Genomic DNA, 17540 nt, shown 5'->3' on the forward strand with positions numbered 1-17540 from the left:
GGAGGACACGTCCTAGTGGGTCCCGTCCTCCCCGGGGGAGGCCAGGATGTGTTCGGCCATGAGACGCTCGGCCTCGGCCCCGTCCCCCTGCGCGAAGGCCTCCAGCATCCGCCCGTGCGCGTCCAGGTACAGGGTGACCTTGGCCGGGTCCTTCCATCGCGAGACGGTCTCCAGGATGGGGTTGTTGCGCCGGAGGGAACGGACGTGTCCGCCCAGGAAGGCGGGGCCTCCCACGTCAGCGACCATCTGGTGGAACAGGCGGCTGTCCCGGGCCAGGTCCTGGGAGTCGGCCGAGTCACGTCCGGCGACCATGCGGTCGTGGACCTCGGTCAGCTCGGCCAGCTGGGCGGCGGTGACGCGCTGGGCCGCCAGTCGCGCGCTCAGCCCCTCCACCGACGCGCGCAGGAGCCGGAGTTCCTCGGCCGCCTCCACGCCGAGCCCGGAGACGGTCGCTCCGTGGTGCGCGCGGTAGGTCACCAGACCGTCGCTCTCCAGACGGCGCAGCGCCTCGCGCACGGGGGTGATGGAGACCCCGAGGCGGGTGGCGACCTCGTCCTGGTTGACGGAGGCTCCGGGGGGATGGACCCCGTTCACGATCTCGTGCCGCAGCGTCTCGTGTACGTACTCGGCCTTGCTCGTCGGGGGACGCCTGGTACGCGGGAGCCCCGCTGTCTCCCCGCTACCAGAGGCGGACAAGAGCGGACCTCCCCGTCGACACGATGTTCATGGAACCAAGCTTAGAGGTGGGTTGGCGTGCCCGGATCGGGAACCGCGTCGCCACCGCGGCGGGGACAGTCCGGGGGACGAGCGCGTCAGAGGGCGCAGCGGGCGTCGGCGGGTGGGGATTCGAGGTCGAGGAGATAGGTGTTGACCACGTCGTCGACGCACTCGCTGCCGCCGAGGAGGTAGGCGCCGTGCTGCTTGCCATCGACGGTGAGCAGGCTTCCGTCGAGGGCTCGCGCCATCGCGACGCCACCCTGGTGCGGCGTCGCGGGGTCGCCGGTGACCGACACGACGAGCGTCTCAGGGAGGCCTTCGACATCGGCGAGCCAGGGCTCGTCGCTCGTGGGCGGTGCGGGCCACGCCTCGCATTCGCTGTGGTAGTTCCCCGCTGTGAACACGTCGAGGTCGAACATCGGCGCGGCCTCTCCGAGCTCGCGTGCGAGCGCGGTCTGTTCCTCCGGCGTCAGGCGGGGCCAGTCCATGCAGCGCACGGCGAGGTTCGTGTCGGTGTCCAGGCCGTAGGCGCCGTCCGGCGTGCGGGCGTAGAAGGCGTCGCGCAGGGCGAGCATCTCGTCCGCGTTCCCCGCTTCGAGCGCGGTCAGGGCGGAGATGACGTCGGGCCAGCTCGCCTCCGAGTACAGGCCGCCGGAGATGGCGAGGTAGACGTCCCAGACGTTGAGGGCTCGGCCATCGGCGGTCGCCGCTGGTGTCTCGATGATCGGCTGGACGATCTCGTGCAGGCGATCGTTCGCAGTCGCGGGATCGGCACCGAGTACGCAGCCGGGTGATTCGGCGCAGAGCGCGGCGAGGTCGTCGAACCGGGCCTGCATGCCGGTGAACTGGGAGATGCGGAACTCGCTCGCCGTCAGGTCGGGCGGGACGGCGCCGTCGAGCACGATCGCACGGACCTTCTCCGGGTAGGTCGCGGCGTACATGGCGCCGAGCTCGGAGCCGTAGCTGTAGCCGAGGTAGGTGAGCTTCTCGTCGCCGAGCACCTCGCGTATGAGGTCCATGTCGCGCACGACATTCGTCGACCCGGCGTTGACGAGGTTCTCGACGCCGCCGGAGCCGTCGGCGCAGCGCTGCGCGATCTCGGCCGCTTGCTCGGCGCTCGTGACCTCGTACACCGCGCCGAACCGCAGCGCGTCGCCCGCGTCGTACTCCTCGTCGGTGTAGCAGTCGAGGGCGGGGGTGGACGACCCGACCCCGCGCGGGTCGAAGCCGACGATGTCGAAACGCTCGGCGACGGGGCTGGCCTGCCACAGCGGCAGGGTGGACGCGACGAGGGTGGTGCCGGAACCTCCGGGGCCTCCCGGGTTGATCAGCAACGAGCCCTCGGCCTCGCCCGTGGCGGGCAGGCGCAGGAGCGCGACCCGCGCCCTCTCCCCGTCCGGCTCGTCGTGGTCGAGTGGAACCTCGACCGAGGCGCATTCGAGCTCCGGGTTCGCGAACAGCTCGGCGTCGGCCGCGCTCGTCGCGGTGTCCTCGCATCCGCCCCAGTCGAGCTCTTGTTCCAGGTAGGAGCCGAGGTCCGTGTCCGCTCCGGAGTCCGATGGAGGAGGGTCGGGCGTGCAACCGGTGAGCACGAACAGTGCGGCTGTGGCGGCCCCGGCGAACACGGTGCCGAGGTGTCGGGGTCGATGGGGGAGGCGAGGTGATCGCACGGGTCTCTCCTGTGCCAGGCCGCGGCCGTAGAGGTGGGGTGCCGCGGCGGTTGATGGATCGTTCCTGGTCAGGGGAGTCGAGAGTCGTCTCTGACCGCCGACCGTGCTGACCAAATGATTCCGCCGCATGCCGTCACGAGAATTTTCTAGCATGCTCATGCTAAACAAAGTAGCACGGGCATGCCAGAGAATGGCTAGGATGGTGTCATGCCGAAGAGAGCCAACCCGGATGTCCGCCGAGAGCAGGTCGCTGACGCCGTGATCGACGAGATCGCCGAGCACGGGATCCGCTCGGTGACCCTCACCCGGATCTCCGCACGCACCGGCCTGGCCATCGGGAGTATCCGGCACTACTTCGGCGACACCATCCGCGAGGTCATGCGCTTCACGCTGGGCGTCCTCATGCAGCGCGCCGCGCGCCGCGACGCGAGGATGTCCGACGACCCGGTGACGCGGATGACGGATGTGATCACGTTCGCCGCACCGACCAATGACCAGGAGTGCAAGGAGAACATCGCCCTGGTCGAATACCGTGTCATGGCGCGCACGGACCCGGAGCTCGCGGCCGACATCGCCGCGACGTCCCTCGCGGCCGAGGAGCTGATCCGCTCGCTGCTGCGCGAAGCGCTTGCCGACCGTGTTGTCGACGAGGAGGCGCTGCGACGCGAGGCGCTCCTGCTGTTCGCCCTGATCGAGGGCCTCTCGTTCGGTTCGGCGCTGTTCTCCGCCCCGTTGCGCGAGACGGACGTCCGCGCCGTCGTGACGGGGACGATGCAGCGTCTGCGCGACGCGTATCCGCGTTCCGGAGAAGCCACCGACGGGGCGGCCGAGGTTCCTGAGGTCTCCCGGTCACGGAACGACGGCTAGCGCGTCACCACCACGACGCTGAGCGCACTCCTGGCGCTGACGCCGGTCCACGCCGCGCCGCGGTTCCCGGTCCAGGCATTCCCACCGTTGTGAAGCCGCGTCCGAGAGGTCCGGTGCCGGTGTCCCGCAGGGGCTGACGGTGCCTCGGGGGTGTGGTGCTTCACAGGGACCTCCTTGCGCCTGTTCATATATCTTATAAGTTGTTTGCTATGAGATCACTGAGCAACCTGAAGGTCGTCGACGCGGCCACGCTCTTCGCCGGTCCGATGGCCGCCACCTACCTGGGCGACTTCGGGGCCGACGTCGTGAAGGTCGAGCACCCCCGTCGCGGCGACCCCGCCCGGGGCCACGGGCCCACCAAGGACGGGGTCGGGCTCTGGTGGAAGATGCTGGCCCGCAACAAGCGCACGACCACGCTCGACCTCTCCCAGCCCGAGGGGCAGGAGGTCGCGCTCCGTCTGCTGGACGAGGCCGACGTCCTCATCGAGAACTTCCGACCCGGCACCCTCGAACGCTGGAACCTCTCCCCCGAGAAGCTCCTCGAACGCAACCCCCGGCTCATCATCGCCCGCGTCACCGGGTTCGGGCAGAAGGGGCCGATGGCCCACCGCCCCGGCTTCGGGACCCTCGCGGAGGCCATGAGCGGCTTCGCTTCGATGACCGGGCAGCCGGACGGTCCGCCCACGCTCCCGCCCCTGGCCCTGGCCGACGGGATCGCGGCGCTGGCCGTGGCCTACGCCGTCATGGTCGCCGTGCACAACCGGGAGGAGACCGGCAGGGGCCAGGTGATCGACCTCGCCATCATCGAGCCGATCCTCACGGTCCTCGGCCCCCAGCTCACGGCCTACCACGCGACCGGGGCGATCCCGGAGCGCACCGGCAACCGGTCCACCAGCAACGCCCCCCGCAACACCTACCGCACCCGGGACGGCCGCTGGCTGGCGATCTCGACCAGCGCCCAGTCCATCGCGGAACGCGTGATGCGCCTGGTCGGCCGGGAGGACCTGGTGGACGAGCCCTGGTTCGCGTCCGGCCGCACCCGCTACGAGCACGCCGACGAACTCGACGAGGCCGTGGGCTCCTGGATCGCCGCGCGCGACGCGGACGAGGTGATCGAGGAGTTCGACCGCGCCCAGGCCGCCATCGCGCCCATCTACGACGCGTCCGACATCGCCACCGACCCGCAGTACCGGGCCCTGGAGACGATCGTGCACGTCCCGGACGACGAGCTCGGGAGCGTGGCGATCCAGAACGTGCCCTTCCGTATGTCCGAGAGCCCCGGCGAGATCCGGTGGGTGGGCCCGCCCAAGGGCCGGCACACCGACGAGGTGCTGGCGGAGCTCGGCTACTCGGAGGAGGCCCGGTCCGGGCTGCGTGAAGCGGGGGTCATCTGATGAGCGCCGTCCAGGCACCCCTGGTCACATGGCTCTACGTGCCCGGCGACCGGCCCGAGCGCTTCGCCAAGGCGGTCGCCTCCGGGGCGGACGCGGTCATCCTGGACCTGGAGGACGCGGTCCTGCCCCGGGCGAAGGAGGCGGCCCGGCACAACGTGCGGGCCTTCCTGGAGGAGCGCTCGGCGGCAGCCGTCGACGACGGGGTGCGTGTGCACGTCCGGATCAACGCGCCGCACAGCGACTGGGCCGCGCTCGACGCCGCCGCCGTGGCGGCCGGGGGAGCGGACGGGGTGCGGGTGCCCAAGATCGAGTCGGCGCGGGACGTCGACCTCGTCGTCGACGCCGTCGGTGAGGGCGTCCCCGTGGACTGCCTCCTGGAGTCCGCGCGAGGTGTGGAGAACGCCTCGGAGATCGCGGCGCACCCCGCCGTGCGCTCGTTGGCCCTGGGCGAGGCGGACCTGACCGCCGAGCTCGGTCTCCGAGGGGACGAGGCCTTCTCCTGGCTGCGGACCCGCATCGTCGTCGCCTCGGCCGCCGCCGGGCTGGCGGCACCGGGCATGGCGGCCTACATCGACGTGCGGGACACCGAGGGCCTGTACCGCTCCTGCCTGCGCGGGCGGGACACCGGACTCTTCGGCCGGTCCGCGATCCACCCCCGTCAGGTCCCGGTGATCCGACGCGCCTTCACCCCCTCCGAGGAGGAGGTGTCCCGCGCCCGCCAGATCGCGGAGGCGGCCGAGGGCGCGTCCGCCGAGTCGGTCCGCGGCGGCGGCGCGATCGCCCTGGCCGACGGTCGCTTCATCGACGCCCCGGTGGTGGCCTCGGCGCTGCGCACCCTGGCCCTGGCCGAGAGCATCGCCGGACGCGGGTCGGACTGACCCCCGGCCCCCTCCTCCGGAGGCGGGAGCACGGTTCCCCGCCCCGCCTCCGGCCCCCGAACGCCCCGCGTCGACGGTCGGACCGCCGCGGGACGCTCGCCACGTGTGCCCTGGGCGCGCCCGTGGCCGTGCGCGCGGTGTGACGGCTGCGTCGCAGGTCAGAACATTCCAGGCGAACGGTTGACGTCCGACGTAACCTGGGACACACTTCACAGAGCGAACTTACACTTCACTGTTTGAAACGTTGTTTCGTCCAGGTGAAAAGTGTCGACCACGTGGGCGAGGACGACCTCCCCACCGGGCCGGCCGTTCGACTCCACCGAACGGCCCGCGCCACCGCCGGCGTACTCCGCGACGCCGTCCCCACATCACCGAGCCCGGGAGCCTCCCATGCCCTCTGCACTCTTGGCCCTGGCCGCCTTCATCGCGGTCATCATCGTCTGGAGCGCCGTCTTCAAGAGGAACATGGGCGAGGCCATGTTCCTCGGCTTCATCGCCACCTGCCTGTTCGCGGGCAGGGACTTCTTCGGGGCGATGGTCTCCGGCCTGGTGAACACCACCTCGAACGAGGTCATCTACGCCGCGCTGGCCTTCGTGTTCATGGCGTACATGATCGAGCGCACCGGCCTCATCAACAAGATCCTCGACATCCTCAACGCGGTCCTGGGGCGCCTGCGCGGCGGCCCCGCCTACGTGGACGTCGTCGCCTCCGGTGTGATGGGGGCGCTCTCGGGTTCCAACTCGGGCAACGTCGCCTCCACCGGCTCGGTCACCGGCCCCTGGATGGTCCGCAACGGCTTCAGTCGGGCACGCGCGGCCACGGTCCTCGCGGGCAACGGCGGCATGGGCGCCGCCCTGCCTCCCAGCTCCTCCATGGTGATCATGCTCGGCTTCGCGGGCGCCGCCGTCTCGACCGGGGACATCTACCTCGCCCTGCTGGTCACGGGCCTCTACCAGGTCCTGCACCGCCTCGTGGTGGCCTTCGTCTTCGTCCGGGTGGACGGCGTGCGGGCCGCCGAGGACGAGGCCCGCCTGCCGCTCGGCCGGGTGTGGCGCACCGGATGGCCCGCCACCCTCATCTACCTCGGGGCCCTCATCCCGATCGCGGTGACCACCGGTCCGCTCTCGGACTACCTCGGAGCGCCGGACCGGCTCGGGGACTCACTGGGTGACATCTCGCTGATCACCTGGATCCCGATCCTGATCATCCTCATCGCCGCCATCGTCGGCCGCCGCGAACTGCCCGGGAGCGCCCGCCAGTGGTACGACTTCGTGCTCGCCGCAATGCCGCGCCTGGGCACCATCGGCGCGCTGCTGATCTTCGCCATGGCCGCCAGCGGTGTGCTCGCGGACCTCGGCCTGGCCGAGGACGTCGAGCAGGTGCTGGGCTACTTCAACGCCGGGCCCGTCCTCATGGTGGCGCTGACCGTCTTCCTGGTCGCGATCGTTTCCATCCCCCTGACCTCGACCGCCGCTCTCACCGCCGTGGGCCAGGTGTCCTTCCTCAGCCTCGTCGCCGTGGGTGTGGACCCGGTGATCGCGCTGGTCGTGCCGCTGGTGGCCGCCTCCACCGAGGGTTCCTCCCCGCCCTCCGCGCCGATCTTCATCGCCTCGGGAATCGTGCAGGTCAAGGCGGAGAGGACCTTCGTGCCGCTGATCCTGTTCTACCTCGTGCCCATCATCCTCCTGGCCTGCTTCGTGGGCTGGGGGATCCTGCCCGTCTTCGTCGTCTGATCCACCGCGGCCCGGGGCGGGCGGCACGGCGCCGTCCGCCCGAACAGAAAGGGGCACCTGATGTCCGAACGCAAGCAGTCCGCGCGCCACGTCGTACTGAGCATCCTGCGGATCCTTTTCGTGGTGACCTTCGCCGGGTTCTTCCTCGTCGCGATCCTCCTGGTCCTGGGGCAGCTGCTGGGCACCGTCCTGTCCCAGCCCGCGCTCGTCAGTGCGGCCTCGGAGTACCTGCTGGTCCCCGCGGTGACCCTCGCCTCCACCTTCGGTGTCATCGCGTTCCTGGCCTCCTACCTCCAGAACGACGAGCAGGAGACCCCGGCCTGACCCTCCCGGTCCCTCCTTCCGAGGCGGGGTGCGGCCCGGCTCGGTCGGGTCGCACCCCGCCCCCGAAGGTGACCGAGGGTCGCCGGTTGAGCGCGAAAGGCGATCAGGATTTCATGCATTGACAAGTCACTTCGCTAGGTGAAATGTTGGTCGTGTCGCTGAGCGAACTCGGCGGCTCGTGCCCTCGAAAGGAATCCCATGACGGGACAGACCACGCCCCTTCCCGAAGACCTGTACCGGCGCCTGGGCTCGCTGCCCGCGGCCAACGTCGGTGACGTGCTCGACCGCCTGTACGTGGCCGAGGCTGCCATCTCGTCCGTCTGGAAGGGCGCGAAGGTCGTGGGACCGGCCTTCACCGTGATGACCGCCGGAGGCGACAACAAGCTCATCCACGAGGCGATCGACACCGCGGCGCCCGGCGACGTCCTCGTGATCGACGGCCAGGCGGCCACGCACCGGGCCCTGCTCGGTGACCTCATGGGCAGGCGCGCCAAGGCCCGGGGCCTCGCCGGGTTCGTCGTGGACGGCGCCATCCGCGACGCCGACGACCTCGGCGCCATCGGCTTCCCCACCTGGGCGCGCGCCGTCACCCCGGCCGGTCCCTACCGCAACGGCCCCGGCCTGCTCCAGGTCCCGGTCTCCGTGGGTCGCGTGGTGGTCAACCCCGGTGACGTGATCGTGGGCGACGACGACGGAGTCACCGTCATCCCCAGGCACCGCCTGGAGGAGATCGTCGCCGCAGCCGAGGGCAAGCGCGCCAGCGAGGAGGAGGCGCGGGCGCGGATCGCCTCCCTGTAGCATTTGCGGGACATCCAGCTCCATAGTCTGAGGGGTTCCGCAGTGGCCGCAGAGTCGTCGGGCCAGCCCACGGTGCGCAGTGTGGAGCGTGCCCTTGACGTCCTGGAGGCCCTGGAGCGCAGCGACACCCCGTTGCGGCTGGTGGACCTGTGCCGCCTGGTGGACCTGCACCCGGCGACCGTGCTCCGGTCGCTGGCGGTACTCCAGCGCAGGGGCCTCGTGGTCGCGGAGAACCAGACCTACCGCCTGGGTGTGGCCGTGCTGCGCATGGCCCACGGGTTCCTGGTCAACGACCAGCTCACCCAGCAGGCCCGTCCCGTCATGCAGAGCCTGACCTCGGTCACCGGGCTGACCTCCTCCCTGTACGTGCGCAGCGGTTTCGAGCGCGTGCTCGCGGCGCGGGTCGACGGCAGCCCCCAACTGCACTACCAGGTTCCGATCGGCCGCTGGTTCCCCCTCTTCGTGGGGTCCGGCAAGGTCATCGCGGCCCACCTGCCCAAGGACGAGCGGGACGCCGTGGTGGCGATGTCGGAAGGGTGCACGAACGCCTCAGGGGAACTGCTCGACCCCGAGCGCGTGCGCCGTGAACTGGAGGACATCGACAGGGACGGCCACAGCCTGACCATCGGTGAGCGCGACGTCGCCGTCGCCGCGGCGGCCGTCGCCGTCACCGGCCCGACCGGGGAGGCGCTCGCCGCCCTCTCCGTCTCCGGACCCTCCGAACACACCTCCCAGGACCGCCTGCGTCAGGCCGTCCCCGAACTCCGCAGAGCAGCCTCCGCCCTCAGCGGGCGGCACTCCCTCTCGTGATCCGGCCCAGCGCCTGACCCGTACCGGGAACGCCGCCCGCCGGACCACGGCGGAGCGGCGACCGGACGGAGCGGGCGCACCCGTGCGCCGCACCGGACCGTCGTCGGCTCCCACACGACGAAAGGTCACCATGCGCGTCACAGTCATCGGTCTGGGTGAGGCCGGAAACATCTACGCCACCGCGCTCACCGGGGCGGGCCACGAGGTCACCGGCTTCGACCCCGGCCCCACGGACACCCCCGAGGGGGTCCGGCGCGCGGAGTCCGCCCACGAGGCCGTGGCCGGAGCGGACATGGTGCTGGTGCTCACCTCCGCCTCCGTCGCCCCGGCCGTCGCGGACAGCGTCCTCGGGGCGCTCACCCCGGACACCGTCTACGCCGACTTCACCTCCGCCACCCCCGACGTCATGAGGTCGCTCAGCGCGAGGGTCCACAGCACCGGGGCCCGGTTCGCGGACGTGGCCATCCTCGGCCCGATGACCATCGGGGGAGCCGCCACCGACCTCATCGCCAGCGGCCCGGGCGCCCCCGAGGTCGCGCGGGTGTGCGAGCCCCTGGGCGCCGACGTGGAGGCCCTGCCCGGGGAGCCGGGCGAGGCCACGGCGCGCAAGCTCCTGCGCAGCTCCCTGATGAAGCCCCTCGCCTCGGTGGTGTGCGAGGCCGTTGTGGCGGGCAGGGCCGCCGGGGCGGAGGAGTGGGTGCGCGAGCAGGTGGCCGCCCAGCTCACGGGGGGTGCGGAGCTGGTCGACCGCTTTCTCAGCGGGACCGTCAAGCACGCCTCCCGGCGCAGCGAGGAGGTGCGGGCCACCGCCGACTTCCTCGACTCCCTCGGTGTCCCGAACGAGATGACGACCGCCTCGGAGCAGACCCTGCGCAGGCTCGCCGTCAACGGCGAGCAGGGCTGACGCAGGGCCCGCCGCCCCGGCCGGGATCGCCCGCGAGCGGGTCCGGCCGGGGCGGGTGACGCGCGGGCGAGACGCGTCGGCGGGCGCACACAGGAGGACAGGACGGAGCAAGTCCCCCGATGTCCACCGGCACCGGGTACGCGGTCGTGCCGACGCGCCCAGCGACGTTGCGTGCCGCCTGACCAGCGGCGTCGTATTCTGTCCGGGCCCGCCCTCAGCCCCCGACGACCGGCGCCGCGATTCCCGGACGGAGCCCGGTGCGCCCCTGGACGACCCCGGACGGTTCCCCCGTCGTCACGGGCCGTGCCCGGACGTGATCCGGAAAGGGGTGGAGAGCGCGGGCCACGGCGAAGACGACACAAGGAGCTCACCATGGCCGTCATCGGTACCGACCGCGACCTCGTCGCGCTCGTCAACACCTTCACAGTCGACCCCCGCGACCAGGAGAGGCTGGTGGAACTCCTGCACGAGGCGACGGAGGACGTCATGCGCCACTTCCCCGGGTTCGTCTCGGCCAACGTGCACGCCAGCCTCGACGGCACCAAGGTGTGCAACTACGCGCAGTGGGCCAGCGAGGAGGACTTCAACAAGGCGATCCAGCACCCGGACTCCCAGCCGCACTTCACCCAGTGCCGGGACATCGCGACCTCCGTCTCCGCGCTGTACCGGCTGAGGTTCACCGAGGGCGGCTGAGAGTGAGGTAGGAGGGGCCGCCGGACGCCCCGGATCGGTCGCGGGCGGCGGCGCCAGCCCGTGGGCGCGGGCTCACGGACCCTCGACGCGGACGCGGTCGCTGTCCCGGTCGGACAGGAACAGGGCCAGCCGCCGCCCCTGCTCCGCGACCTCCTCCCGGTCGTCCCGGGACAGGGAGCGGAGCGGGGTGACCGTCACGGTGCCGTCCCCGGTGCGCCAGGTCGCGGAGACGCGGCCGTCCACCAGCACCACGCGTTCACCGGCGACCGACAGGCCGCGGTGCTCGTCGTCGATGATCCGGTTCCGGTAGTGGTAGCCGAGGACGGCGTTGTCGAAGGCGGGCAGGAACCGCACCGGGGCCGCGGTGCCCGGGTCCGGTCGCGGCGCGTCGGGCAGGTCCAGCAGCTCCCGGCCGCGTTCGTCGCGGAAGGACACCAGTTCGCCGCGCACGGCGGCCACCGCCGCGGGCAGCCCGGACAGCCCGCACCAGGAGCGCAGGTCGGTGGAGGTCGCCGGGCCGTAGGCGGCGAGGTAGCGGCGGACCAGGGCACGACCGGGCGGGTCGGAGCCGTCCGAGGGGAGCGGGTCGACCTCCCGGCCGAGCCAGGAGGACAGCAGGACGTTGCGCACCCCGCCCCGGGTCCGCCACAGGCCGCGCGGCGGGGCCTGCACCACCGGCAGCAGGGCCGAGACCAGCATCTCGCCCAGTGGCCGCCGCCCCGGCTCCGGCCAGCGGTGGGAGAGCGCCGCGACCAGTTCGGTCAGCGTGCGGGGCTGACCGTCGGACATCACCGCCAGGCCCGCCTCCGCCAGTTCGTCGAGGTCCACCCCGCGCAGGTCGTCCCGGTAGACCCCCATGACCTTCTGGCGCAGCATGGCGCCGAACCGGGACCGCCAGGCGAGGGCGTCCTCGGCGGTGACCAGGTGCACGGTGCGCCGCATGAGGTGGACCCGCACCACGTGTCGGTCGGCCAACAGGTCGGACAGCGTCGCGGCCTCGAACGACCGCATCCGGGTCCAGAGCCCGACGAACGGCTCCTGCGGTTCCTGCGCCTGGAGTCCGCCCAGGTGAGAGACGGTCTCCAGCGCCGACCTCCCGGTCGGTTCGAGCAGCGCCTGCCGGGCCAGGGCGGCGCGGTTGAGCGCCCGGTCGTCCAGCACGGTCGCGTTGTTGGTGGGCATGGTCCGTTCCCCTGCTTCCTCTCGTGGCAGGGGAACCCTCGCAGAGGTGGAGGTCAGTCAGTGTCCTCCACTCGTGGAGGAACCGTAACGGTCCAGGAGCAGACGGGAGCGGCCCACGATCCCCTCCGACGGGACCCGCGTCCGCGGAGCCCCCTCGGCCAGGAAGCGCTCCGCGATCGCGGTCAGCTGGCGGTCGAGCTCCGCCGACGCCGCCGACCGGTCGGAGAGGGCGCGGGGCAGACCCCGGGCCCAGGCCTCCCAGCGGGGCCGGTGGTAGCCGCCGACCAGCCCGGACCACAGCCGGGCTGCGTAGTCGTCGAGCACGGTGTCCCCGGTCGTGGTCCACACGGTGAGGATGCGCCGGGCGTTGTCCCGCAGGACCCGCAGCTCGGTGTCGTCGGTGGCCCAGGCCTCCGCCCGGGCCTCCCAGGTCGCGTACCGGTACTCGGGACGGGTGGCCAGGAGCGCGTCGAGGTCGTCGAACACGCGCAGGAACCGCTCCACCCCCTCCTCGGGGACCTCACCGCGCCCGGCGGCCGCCTCCACCAGCTCCGCGTACCGGTGGTCGCAGACCCTGGACAGGACGGCCATGGCCACGTCGGCCAGGTCGCCGCCGAGGGGGCCGTCCGCGAGCCCGGGGTTCCGCTCGGCCGCCCCCACCAGAGCTTCCCAGGCCCCGACGAGGTCCGCCCAGTCGTACCAGACCAGACCGGCGGCCTCCGCGCGGACGCGGTCGGGGGAGCCGAGGTCCGCGTAGCCGGGCCGCGCGGTCAGCACCCCGTTGAACTGTTCGGGGAAGATCCGCAGGTCCGCGGCCCCGTAGACGGTGGTGTTCAGCGCCCGCCAGGCGGTGAGGAGGGACGGGTCGGCGTCCGCGCCGTAGCGTCCCCGGACGAACCCGGGCAGCCAGTCCCGGTCCACGTCCTCCGTCCGGGTCCACGCCTGGTCGGCCACGAGTTGGAAGAAGGCGGGGTTGTTCCGGGTGGCCTCCATGGCCAGCCCGATGCCGACGGGACGGTTCCCGGCGGCCTTGGCCGCGTTGATCCCGTCCACGGCGCCCCGGAGGTCTCCGATGGGGTCGGTCCGGCCGCCGAAGTTGAGCAGCGCGCACCAGACCCAGGCCTTGGAGCCGAACGAGTCCAGCCGGGACCACTGCGGGTCCTCCTCCGCCCAGAGGTCCAGGACCAGTACCCGCTCGTCGGGGATCGCGTCCAGGAAGGCGTTCACCCGGGCGTCGGACCAGAAGTCCCGCTGGTAGGAGAACGGCCAGGCCTGGAGCACCCACACAGCCTCAGGATCGGCCGCGGTCAGGCCGTCCAGGGTGGCCCGGGCCACCGCGCCGGGGAAGGCGGGGTCGGCGTCCACGGGGACCATCTCGATGAAGGGGTCGAGGGCGTACAGGTGGTCGGTGCCCAGCAGGCGGGCCTGGGTACGCGCGACCTCCTCCGCCACCCGGGCGTACAGGGGGTCGGCGGGGTCCAGGACGTGGGTCCGGAAGCCCTGCCAGTCGCGGGTGCGGGTCCGGCCCGGGGCGAGCTCGGGGGGCACGTGGCCGGTGAAGCCGGGGAGCGCCGGGGCCATGCCGAAGGAACGCTGGCGTTCGAGGACCCTCCGGGCCAGGTCCAGGTGGGCGTCGACCCACGAGGAGGGCATCGGGTCCGGGAAGCCGTCCAGGTTGCCCATGTACTGCCAGGGCAGGTAGCCGGGGCCGCCGAGGAACCGCAGGACCGTGGGCTCGTCCAGCCCGAGCCCGGTGTAGGCGTCGCGCAGCACGGCCTCGTGGCCGAGGAGGGTGAGCGGCATGGTGACGCCGTGCAGCGCCATCCAGTCGGTCTCCCGCTCCCAGTCCTCCCAGCCCCAGTAGGCGGAGGTGTACCCCTGCGTGCAGAAGTTCAGGTAGTAGAGGTGCTCGGTCTCGGCGGCGCCCCGGGTGGGCGGGGCGTCCGGGAACTCCGCGACGGGCAGGGGCCGGGGGGTGTCCCAGCCGACCGCCACCGCGCAGACGGTCCGCAGGTAGGTGTGCAGCCCGACGGAGGCGGCCAGCGCGTCGGTGGCGGCGATGGTGAGGGCGCCCGCGTCGGCGCTGAACTCGAAGGACCTCTCCCGCGCGTCGAGCGACCGAAAGTGGACATTCGGATGAACGGGGCCGAGAATCCTGGTGACCAACCCGGTCACCACTGAATCCCAAATTGGAGGATTTGTTGCTATAGCGGACATATAGGTTATCCAAGTTGCGTCGTGAGAATTCAGTTACGTACAGTACATAACTGATCTGAGGCCGGACAAGCCTTGGGGTACAAGGCTTCACGTTCCGGCGTCGGGGTGGGTGAGGGCGGTCAGTCCCGTCCGACCTGCGAATTCCCCGCCGGAGTTCCCTGTTATCGCCCGCCGTTCCGGGGCCTGGGGAGCCGGTTTCCCCAGGAGGTTCGGCACCCCCCCACCAAAAAGGATCAACGGAGATTCAGGATGCCCCCCAAGGAAAAGGTTCTGCGTCCCGCCGCGTTCTCGCTGGCGGGCGCGGCGGCCGTACTCACGCTCACGGCCTGCGCCGCCCTCTCCGGCGGTTCCGCCCAGGACAACACGCCCGACGACGTCTCCACCGACATCAGCGACGCGGAGGCCACCCTGACCCTGGCCTTCGCGGACGACCCTCCCACCCACGAACTGGTCGAGGGCTTCACGGCCATGTACCCCAACGTGAACATCGAGCTCCAGCAGACCCAGTTCACGGACTACGTGAAGACCATCAGCCTGTCGATGACGTCGGACGACGCCCCCGACATCGCCCAGTACAACCCCGGGGCCATGCGGTCGCTCATCCCGGGCGGCCACATCCTCAACCTCGACCCCTACGCCGAGGCCTACGGCTGGGACGAGTCCTTCCCCGAGGCGAGCCTGGAACCCCTCCAGTCCAACGACGAGGCCTCCGAGTTCGCCACCGGCAGCCTCTACGCCGCCCCCGGAGCCCTCTCCGTCCTGGGCGTCTTCTACAACACCGAGGTCATGGAGGAGGCCGGGGTCCCCGAACCGCCCGCCACCCTGGAGGACTTCGAGGCGGCCCTCGAACTCGCTGACCAGGCCGACGTCGCCCCCATGAGCGTGGGCGGCCTCGAAGTGGGCGGCTTCCAGATCTGGAACGCCCTGCTCAACGGGCTCGGAGACCACAACGAGTACAAGGACTGGGTGTACGGGGCCGAGGGCTCCACGATCGAGACCGAGGCGGCGGCCGAGGCCACGGAGACCTTCCACCGCTGGGTCGAGGCCGGGTACATCACCGAGAGCGCCAACGCCACCTCGGACAACGACGCGCGCGCCGAGTTCGTCGACGGCGACAGCATGTTCCTCGTGACCGGCAACTGGGCCGCCTTCGAGCTGGAGGCGGAGATGGGCGACGACGTCGGCTTCCTGCTCATGCCCGGTACCGCCGTGGACCAGGCGCCGGTCGCCTCCGGCGCCAGCGTCGCCTACGCCGTGTCCTCCCACACCGAGCACCCGGACGTGGCCGCCGCCTTCCTCAACTACCTCAGCAGCGTGGAGGCGGCCGAGATCCAGCTGGCCACCGGCTTCATGCCCGTGGACACCCAGGCGCCGAGCGAGAGCTACGGGCTGCTGAACGAGGTCAACTTCGGCTTCTCCACGGTCGCGGACAACGAGGGGATCGTCCCCTTCCCCGACTACGCCACACCCGGCATGATCGACCAGCTCACCCCCGGGATCCAGGGGCTCATCTCGGGGAGCGCCACCCCGGAGGAGTTCCTCGCCTCCTTGCAGGCCGAATGGGAAAACCACCATGAGTGACAGCGCTCCAGCGCACCCGCACACCACGCCCGCCCCCGCGCCGACCCACGGCGCCGGGGGCGGGCGCCCGCGTCGGTGGAGGCGGGTCCGGGCCGGGCTCAAGGGCTGGCTCTACCTGCTGCCCGCCCTGGCCGTCTACGGCGGCTTCGCGATCTACCCGGCGCTGAGCACCTTCTCCTTCTCCTTCCTGGAGTGGGACGGTGTCCAGCCGCCGACCTGGGCCGGGCTGGAGAACTACACGCGGGTCGTCGCGGACCCGCTCCTGGCCGGGGCGATCGGCAACGGGCTCGTGCTCATCGTCTTCTTCTCCTTCGTCCCCATCGCGGTCGGCCTGTTGATGACGGGGCTGCTGACCGCCCGGGGCGGCCGGGGCACCACCTTCTACCGGACGGTCTACTTCCTGCCCCAGGTGCTGCCGCTCGTGGCGGTGGGCACCACCTGGCGCTGGCTCTACAGCGGCGACGGCGCCGTCAACGAGTTCCTGGGCGCGGTGGGCCTGGGCGGGCTGACCCGCTCCTGGCTGGCCGACTACCACTTCGCGCTGATCGCGCTCGGCCTGATCGGCACCTGGTGCATGAGCGGCCTGTGCATGGTCCTGTTCATGAGCGGCGCCCAGAAGATCGACCCGGCGCTGCACGAGGCCGCCGCCCTCGACGGGGCCGGACGGCTGCGCCGGTTCCTCCACGTCACGCTGCCCGGGCTCCGCAAGGAGATCAGCATCGCGGGCGTCATCACCACCATCGCCGCGCTGGCCAGCTTCGACCTGGTGTACGTCACCACCAACGGCGGCCCCGCCGGACAGACCAACGTCCCGGCGCTGCTGGTCTACCGCCTCGCCTTCAACGAGGGCGACATCGGCGCCGCCAGCGCGCTCGCCGTGGTCCTGACCCTGCTGGTCATCGCCCTGGTCAGCGTCATCCGACTGCTCGCGAGGGAGAAGTGATGCGTCGACACGTCTCCGTCTCGGTCCTGCGCCACGGCGTACTGGCGCTGATCGCCGTGCTGGTGCTGTTCCCCTTCCTCGGGATCGTCCTGGCCGCCCTCCACCCCACCGGGAGCGCGGTCGGCGGGCTGGGCGTTCCGGAGCAGTGGTCGTGGGAGAACTTCCGGCTGGCCTGGGAGGCCGGACGCTTCGACCAGCTGACCAGGTCTGGCTTCGTCATCGCCGCGTGCGTCGTGCCGCTGACGGTCTGCTTCGCGACCCTGGCCGGGTACGCGCTCTCGATCCTCGGGGTGTGGGGCGGCCGGGTGCTCTCCCTCGGCTTCGTCCTGGGCCTCACGCTTCCGGTGGAGCTGCTGGTCATCGCCCTGTACCTCAACCTGCGCGAGGTGGGCCTGACCAACACCTACACGGGGGTGGTCCTCGCCGAGGTCGCCCTGTTCCTGCCGTTCGGCGTGTACTGGATGCAGTCGCACTTCGCGGGGGTCCCCAAGGAGCTGGTGGAGGCCGCACGGGTGGACGGCGCCCGTGACAGCGTCGTGCTCGCCCGGGTGCTGCTCCCGATCTCCTGGCCGGCCATCACCACCCTGTCGGTGCTGGTGTTCATGTGGTCGTGGAACCAGTTCCTGCTCATCCTCGTGATGATGCAGACCCCGGCCCTGCGCACCGCGCCCACCGGTCTGGGGCTGTTCGTCGGCCAGTACGGGACCGACATCCCCCTGCTCTCGGCGGCCAGCCTGATCGTGATCGCGCCCATCGTGGTCGTCTACCTGGCCTTCCAGCGCAGCTTCGTCAACGGCATCACCCGGGGCGCCGTGAAGGGGTGAGGAG

16 protein-coding genes are annotated in these 17540 nt (G+C 71.4%); 12 read left to right on the plus strand and 4 right to left on the minus strand.

Annotated elements, in window-relative coordinates:
• Positions 1-12: 12 nt before the first annotated feature.
• Together AC0VYM_RS08565 and AC0VYM_RS08570 are read right to left on the minus strand one after the other, a co-directional pair.
• The gene (locus AC0VYM_RS08565; RefSeq protein WP_475460790.1) at positions 13-696 is read right to left on the minus strand and encodes a GntR family transcriptional regulator; all 684 of its coding nucleotides are present in this window, start codon (positions 694-696) and stop codon (positions 13-15) included.
• 116 nt (positions 697-812) lie between these two features.
• Positions 813-2387 carry an alpha/beta hydrolase gene (locus AC0VYM_RS08570; protein WP_475460792.1) on the minus strand — a complete coding sequence of 525 codons (1575 nt, stop codon included), beginning with the start codon at positions 2385-2387 and terminating at the stop codon, positions 813-815.
• Positions 2388-2594: 207 nt separating this feature from the next.
• Between AC0VYM_RS08570 and AC0VYM_RS08575 the strand changes: the two genes are divergently transcribed.
• From AC0VYM_RS08575 to AC0VYM_RS08615, 9 genes are all read left to right on the plus strand, one after another.
• Positions 2595-3254, plus strand: a complete 660-nt coding sequence (locus tag AC0VYM_RS08575) for a TetR/AcrR family transcriptional regulator (protein ID WP_475460794.1) — start codon at positions 2595-2597, stop codon at positions 3252-3254.
• A 209-nt stretch (positions 3255-3463) separates the two neighbouring features.
• Complete coding sequence (locus tag AC0VYM_RS08580; RefSeq protein WP_475460796.1) at positions 3464-4648, plus strand: CaiB/BaiF CoA transferase family protein; 1185 nt, start codon at positions 3464-3466, stop codon at positions 4646-4648.
• Positions 4648-5526 (plus strand): HpcH/HpaI aldolase/citrate lyase family protein, encoded by an 879-nt coding sequence (locus AC0VYM_RS08585; protein WP_475460799.1) that lies wholly within the window; start codon positions 4648-4650, stop codon positions 5524-5526. The genes AC0VYM_RS08580 and AC0VYM_RS08585 overlap by 1 nt, the downstream gene beginning before the upstream one ends.
• 390 nt (positions 5527-5916) lie before the next feature.
• A complete protein-coding gene (locus AC0VYM_RS08590) occupies positions 5917-7260 on the plus strand; it encodes a TRAP transporter large permease subunit (RefSeq protein ID WP_475460801.1) in 1344 nt (447 codons plus the stop codon).
• 60 nt (positions 7261-7320) lie between these two features.
• Positions 7321-7584 carry a hypothetical protein gene (locus AC0VYM_RS08595; protein ID WP_475460803.1) on the plus strand — a complete coding sequence of 88 codons (264 nt, stop codon included), beginning with the start codon at positions 7321-7323 and terminating at the stop codon, positions 7582-7584.
• A 198-nt stretch (positions 7585-7782) separates the two neighbouring features.
• Positions 7783-8382 carry an RraA family protein gene (locus AC0VYM_RS08600; RefSeq protein WP_475460805.1) on the plus strand — a complete coding sequence of 200 codons (600 nt, stop codon included), beginning with the start codon at positions 7783-7785 and terminating at the stop codon, positions 8380-8382.
• Positions 8383-8424: 42 nt separating this feature from the next.
• Positions 8425-9192 (plus strand): IclR family transcriptional regulator, encoded by a 768-nt coding sequence (locus AC0VYM_RS08605; RefSeq protein ID WP_475460807.1) that lies wholly within the window; start codon positions 8425-8427, stop codon positions 9190-9192.
• Positions 9193-9322: 130 nt separating this feature from the next.
• The gene (locus AC0VYM_RS08610) at positions 9323-10096 is read left to right on the plus strand and encodes an NAD(P)-dependent oxidoreductase (RefSeq protein WP_475460809.1); all 774 of its coding nucleotides are present in this window, start codon (positions 9323-9325) and stop codon (positions 10094-10096) included.
• Between the two features lie 372 nt (positions 10097-10468).
• Positions 10469-10789 (plus strand): antibiotic biosynthesis monooxygenase family protein, encoded by a 321-nt coding sequence (locus AC0VYM_RS08615; RefSeq protein ID WP_475460811.1) that lies wholly within the window; start codon positions 10469-10471, stop codon positions 10787-10789.
• A 72-nt stretch (positions 10790-10861) separates the two neighbouring features.
• Here the strand turns inward: AC0VYM_RS08615 and AC0VYM_RS08620 are convergent, their stop codons facing one another.
• Entirely contained in the window at positions 10862-11971 is a 1110-nt protein-coding gene (locus AC0VYM_RS08620) for a winged helix DNA-binding domain-containing protein (protein ID WP_475460813.1), read from the minus strand.
• A gap of 57 nt (positions 11972-12028) precedes the next feature.
• A complete protein-coding gene (locus AC0VYM_RS08625; protein WP_475460815.1) occupies positions 12029-14188 on the minus strand; it encodes an alpha-N-acetylglucosaminidase in 2160 nt (719 codons plus the stop codon).
• 249 nt (positions 14189-14437) lie between these two features.
• Here AC0VYM_RS08625 and AC0VYM_RS08630 point away from each other — a divergent pair, with 249 nt between their 5' ends.
• From AC0VYM_RS08630 to AC0VYM_RS08640, 3 genes are read left to right on the plus strand one after another with little or no spacing between them, the layout of a single operon-like run.
• A complete protein-coding gene (locus tag AC0VYM_RS08630; RefSeq protein WP_475460816.1) occupies positions 14438-15769 on the plus strand; it encodes an ABC transporter substrate-binding protein in 1332 nt (443 codons plus the stop codon).
• Positions 15762-16712, plus strand: a complete 951-nt coding sequence (locus AC0VYM_RS08635; protein ID WP_475460819.1) for a carbohydrate ABC transporter permease — start codon at positions 15762-15764, stop codon at positions 16710-16712. The genes AC0VYM_RS08630 and AC0VYM_RS08635 overlap by 8 nt, the downstream gene beginning before the upstream one ends.
• Complete coding sequence (locus tag AC0VYM_RS08640) at positions 16712-17536, plus strand: carbohydrate ABC transporter permease (protein WP_475460821.1); 825 nt, start codon at positions 16712-16714, stop codon at positions 17534-17536. The genes AC0VYM_RS08635 and AC0VYM_RS08640 overlap by 1 nt, the downstream gene beginning before the upstream one ends.
• Positions 17537-17540: the final 4 nt, after the last annotated feature.

It is taken from the genome of Nocardiopsis sp. iso_237, assembly GCF_056173345.1.

Bases quoted from the DNA above. Each gene is read 5' to 3' on its own strand.
- AC0VYM_RS08585 (WP_475460799.1), top strand. From the start codon at position 4,648: ATGAGCGCCGTCCAGGCACCCCTGGTCACATGGCTCTACGTGCCCGGC.
- AC0VYM_RS08595 (WP_475460803.1), top strand. From the start codon at position 7,321: ATGTCCGAACGCAAGCAGTCCGCGCGCCACGTCGTACTGAGCATCCTG.
- AC0VYM_RS08615 (WP_475460811.1), top strand. From the start codon at position 10,469: ATGGCCGTCATCGGTACCGACCGCGACCTCGTCGCGCTCGTCAACACC.
- AC0VYM_RS08580 (WP_475460796.1), top strand. From the start codon at position 3,464: ATGAGATCACTGAGCAACCTGAAGGTCGTCGACGCGGCCACGCTCTTC.
- AC0VYM_RS08625 (WP_475460815.1), bottom strand. From the start codon at position 14,188: ATGTCCGCTATAGCAACAAATCCTCCAATTTGGGATTCAGTGGTGACC.
- AC0VYM_RS08575 (WP_475460794.1), top strand. From the start codon at position 2,595: ATGCCGAAGAGAGCCAACCCGGATGTCCGCCGAGAGCAGGTCGCTGAC.
- AC0VYM_RS08620 (WP_475460813.1), bottom strand. From the start codon at position 11,971: ATGCCCACCAACAACGCGACCGTGCTGGACGACCGGGCGCTCAACCGC.
- AC0VYM_RS08635 (WP_475460819.1), top strand. From the start codon at position 15,762: ATGAGTGACAGCGCTCCAGCGCACCCGCACACCACGCCCGCCCCCGCG.
- AC0VYM_RS08630 (WP_475460816.1), top strand. From the start codon at position 14,438: ATGCCCCCCAAGGAAAAGGTTCTGCGTCCCGCCGCGTTCTCGCTGGCG.
- AC0VYM_RS08640 (WP_475460821.1), top strand. From the start codon at position 16,712: ATGCGTCGACACGTCTCCGTCTCGGTCCTGCGCCACGGCGTACTGGCG.
- AC0VYM_RS08590 (WP_475460801.1), top strand. From the start codon at position 5,917: ATGCCCTCTGCACTCTTGGCCCTGGCCGCCTTCATCGCGGTCATCATC.
- AC0VYM_RS08600 (WP_475460805.1), top strand. From the start codon at position 7,783: ATGACGGGACAGACCACGCCCCTTCCCGAAGACCTGTACCGGCGCCTG.
- AC0VYM_RS08610 (WP_475460809.1), top strand. From the start codon at position 9,323: ATGCGCGTCACAGTCATCGGTCTGGGTGAGGCCGGAAACATCTACGCC.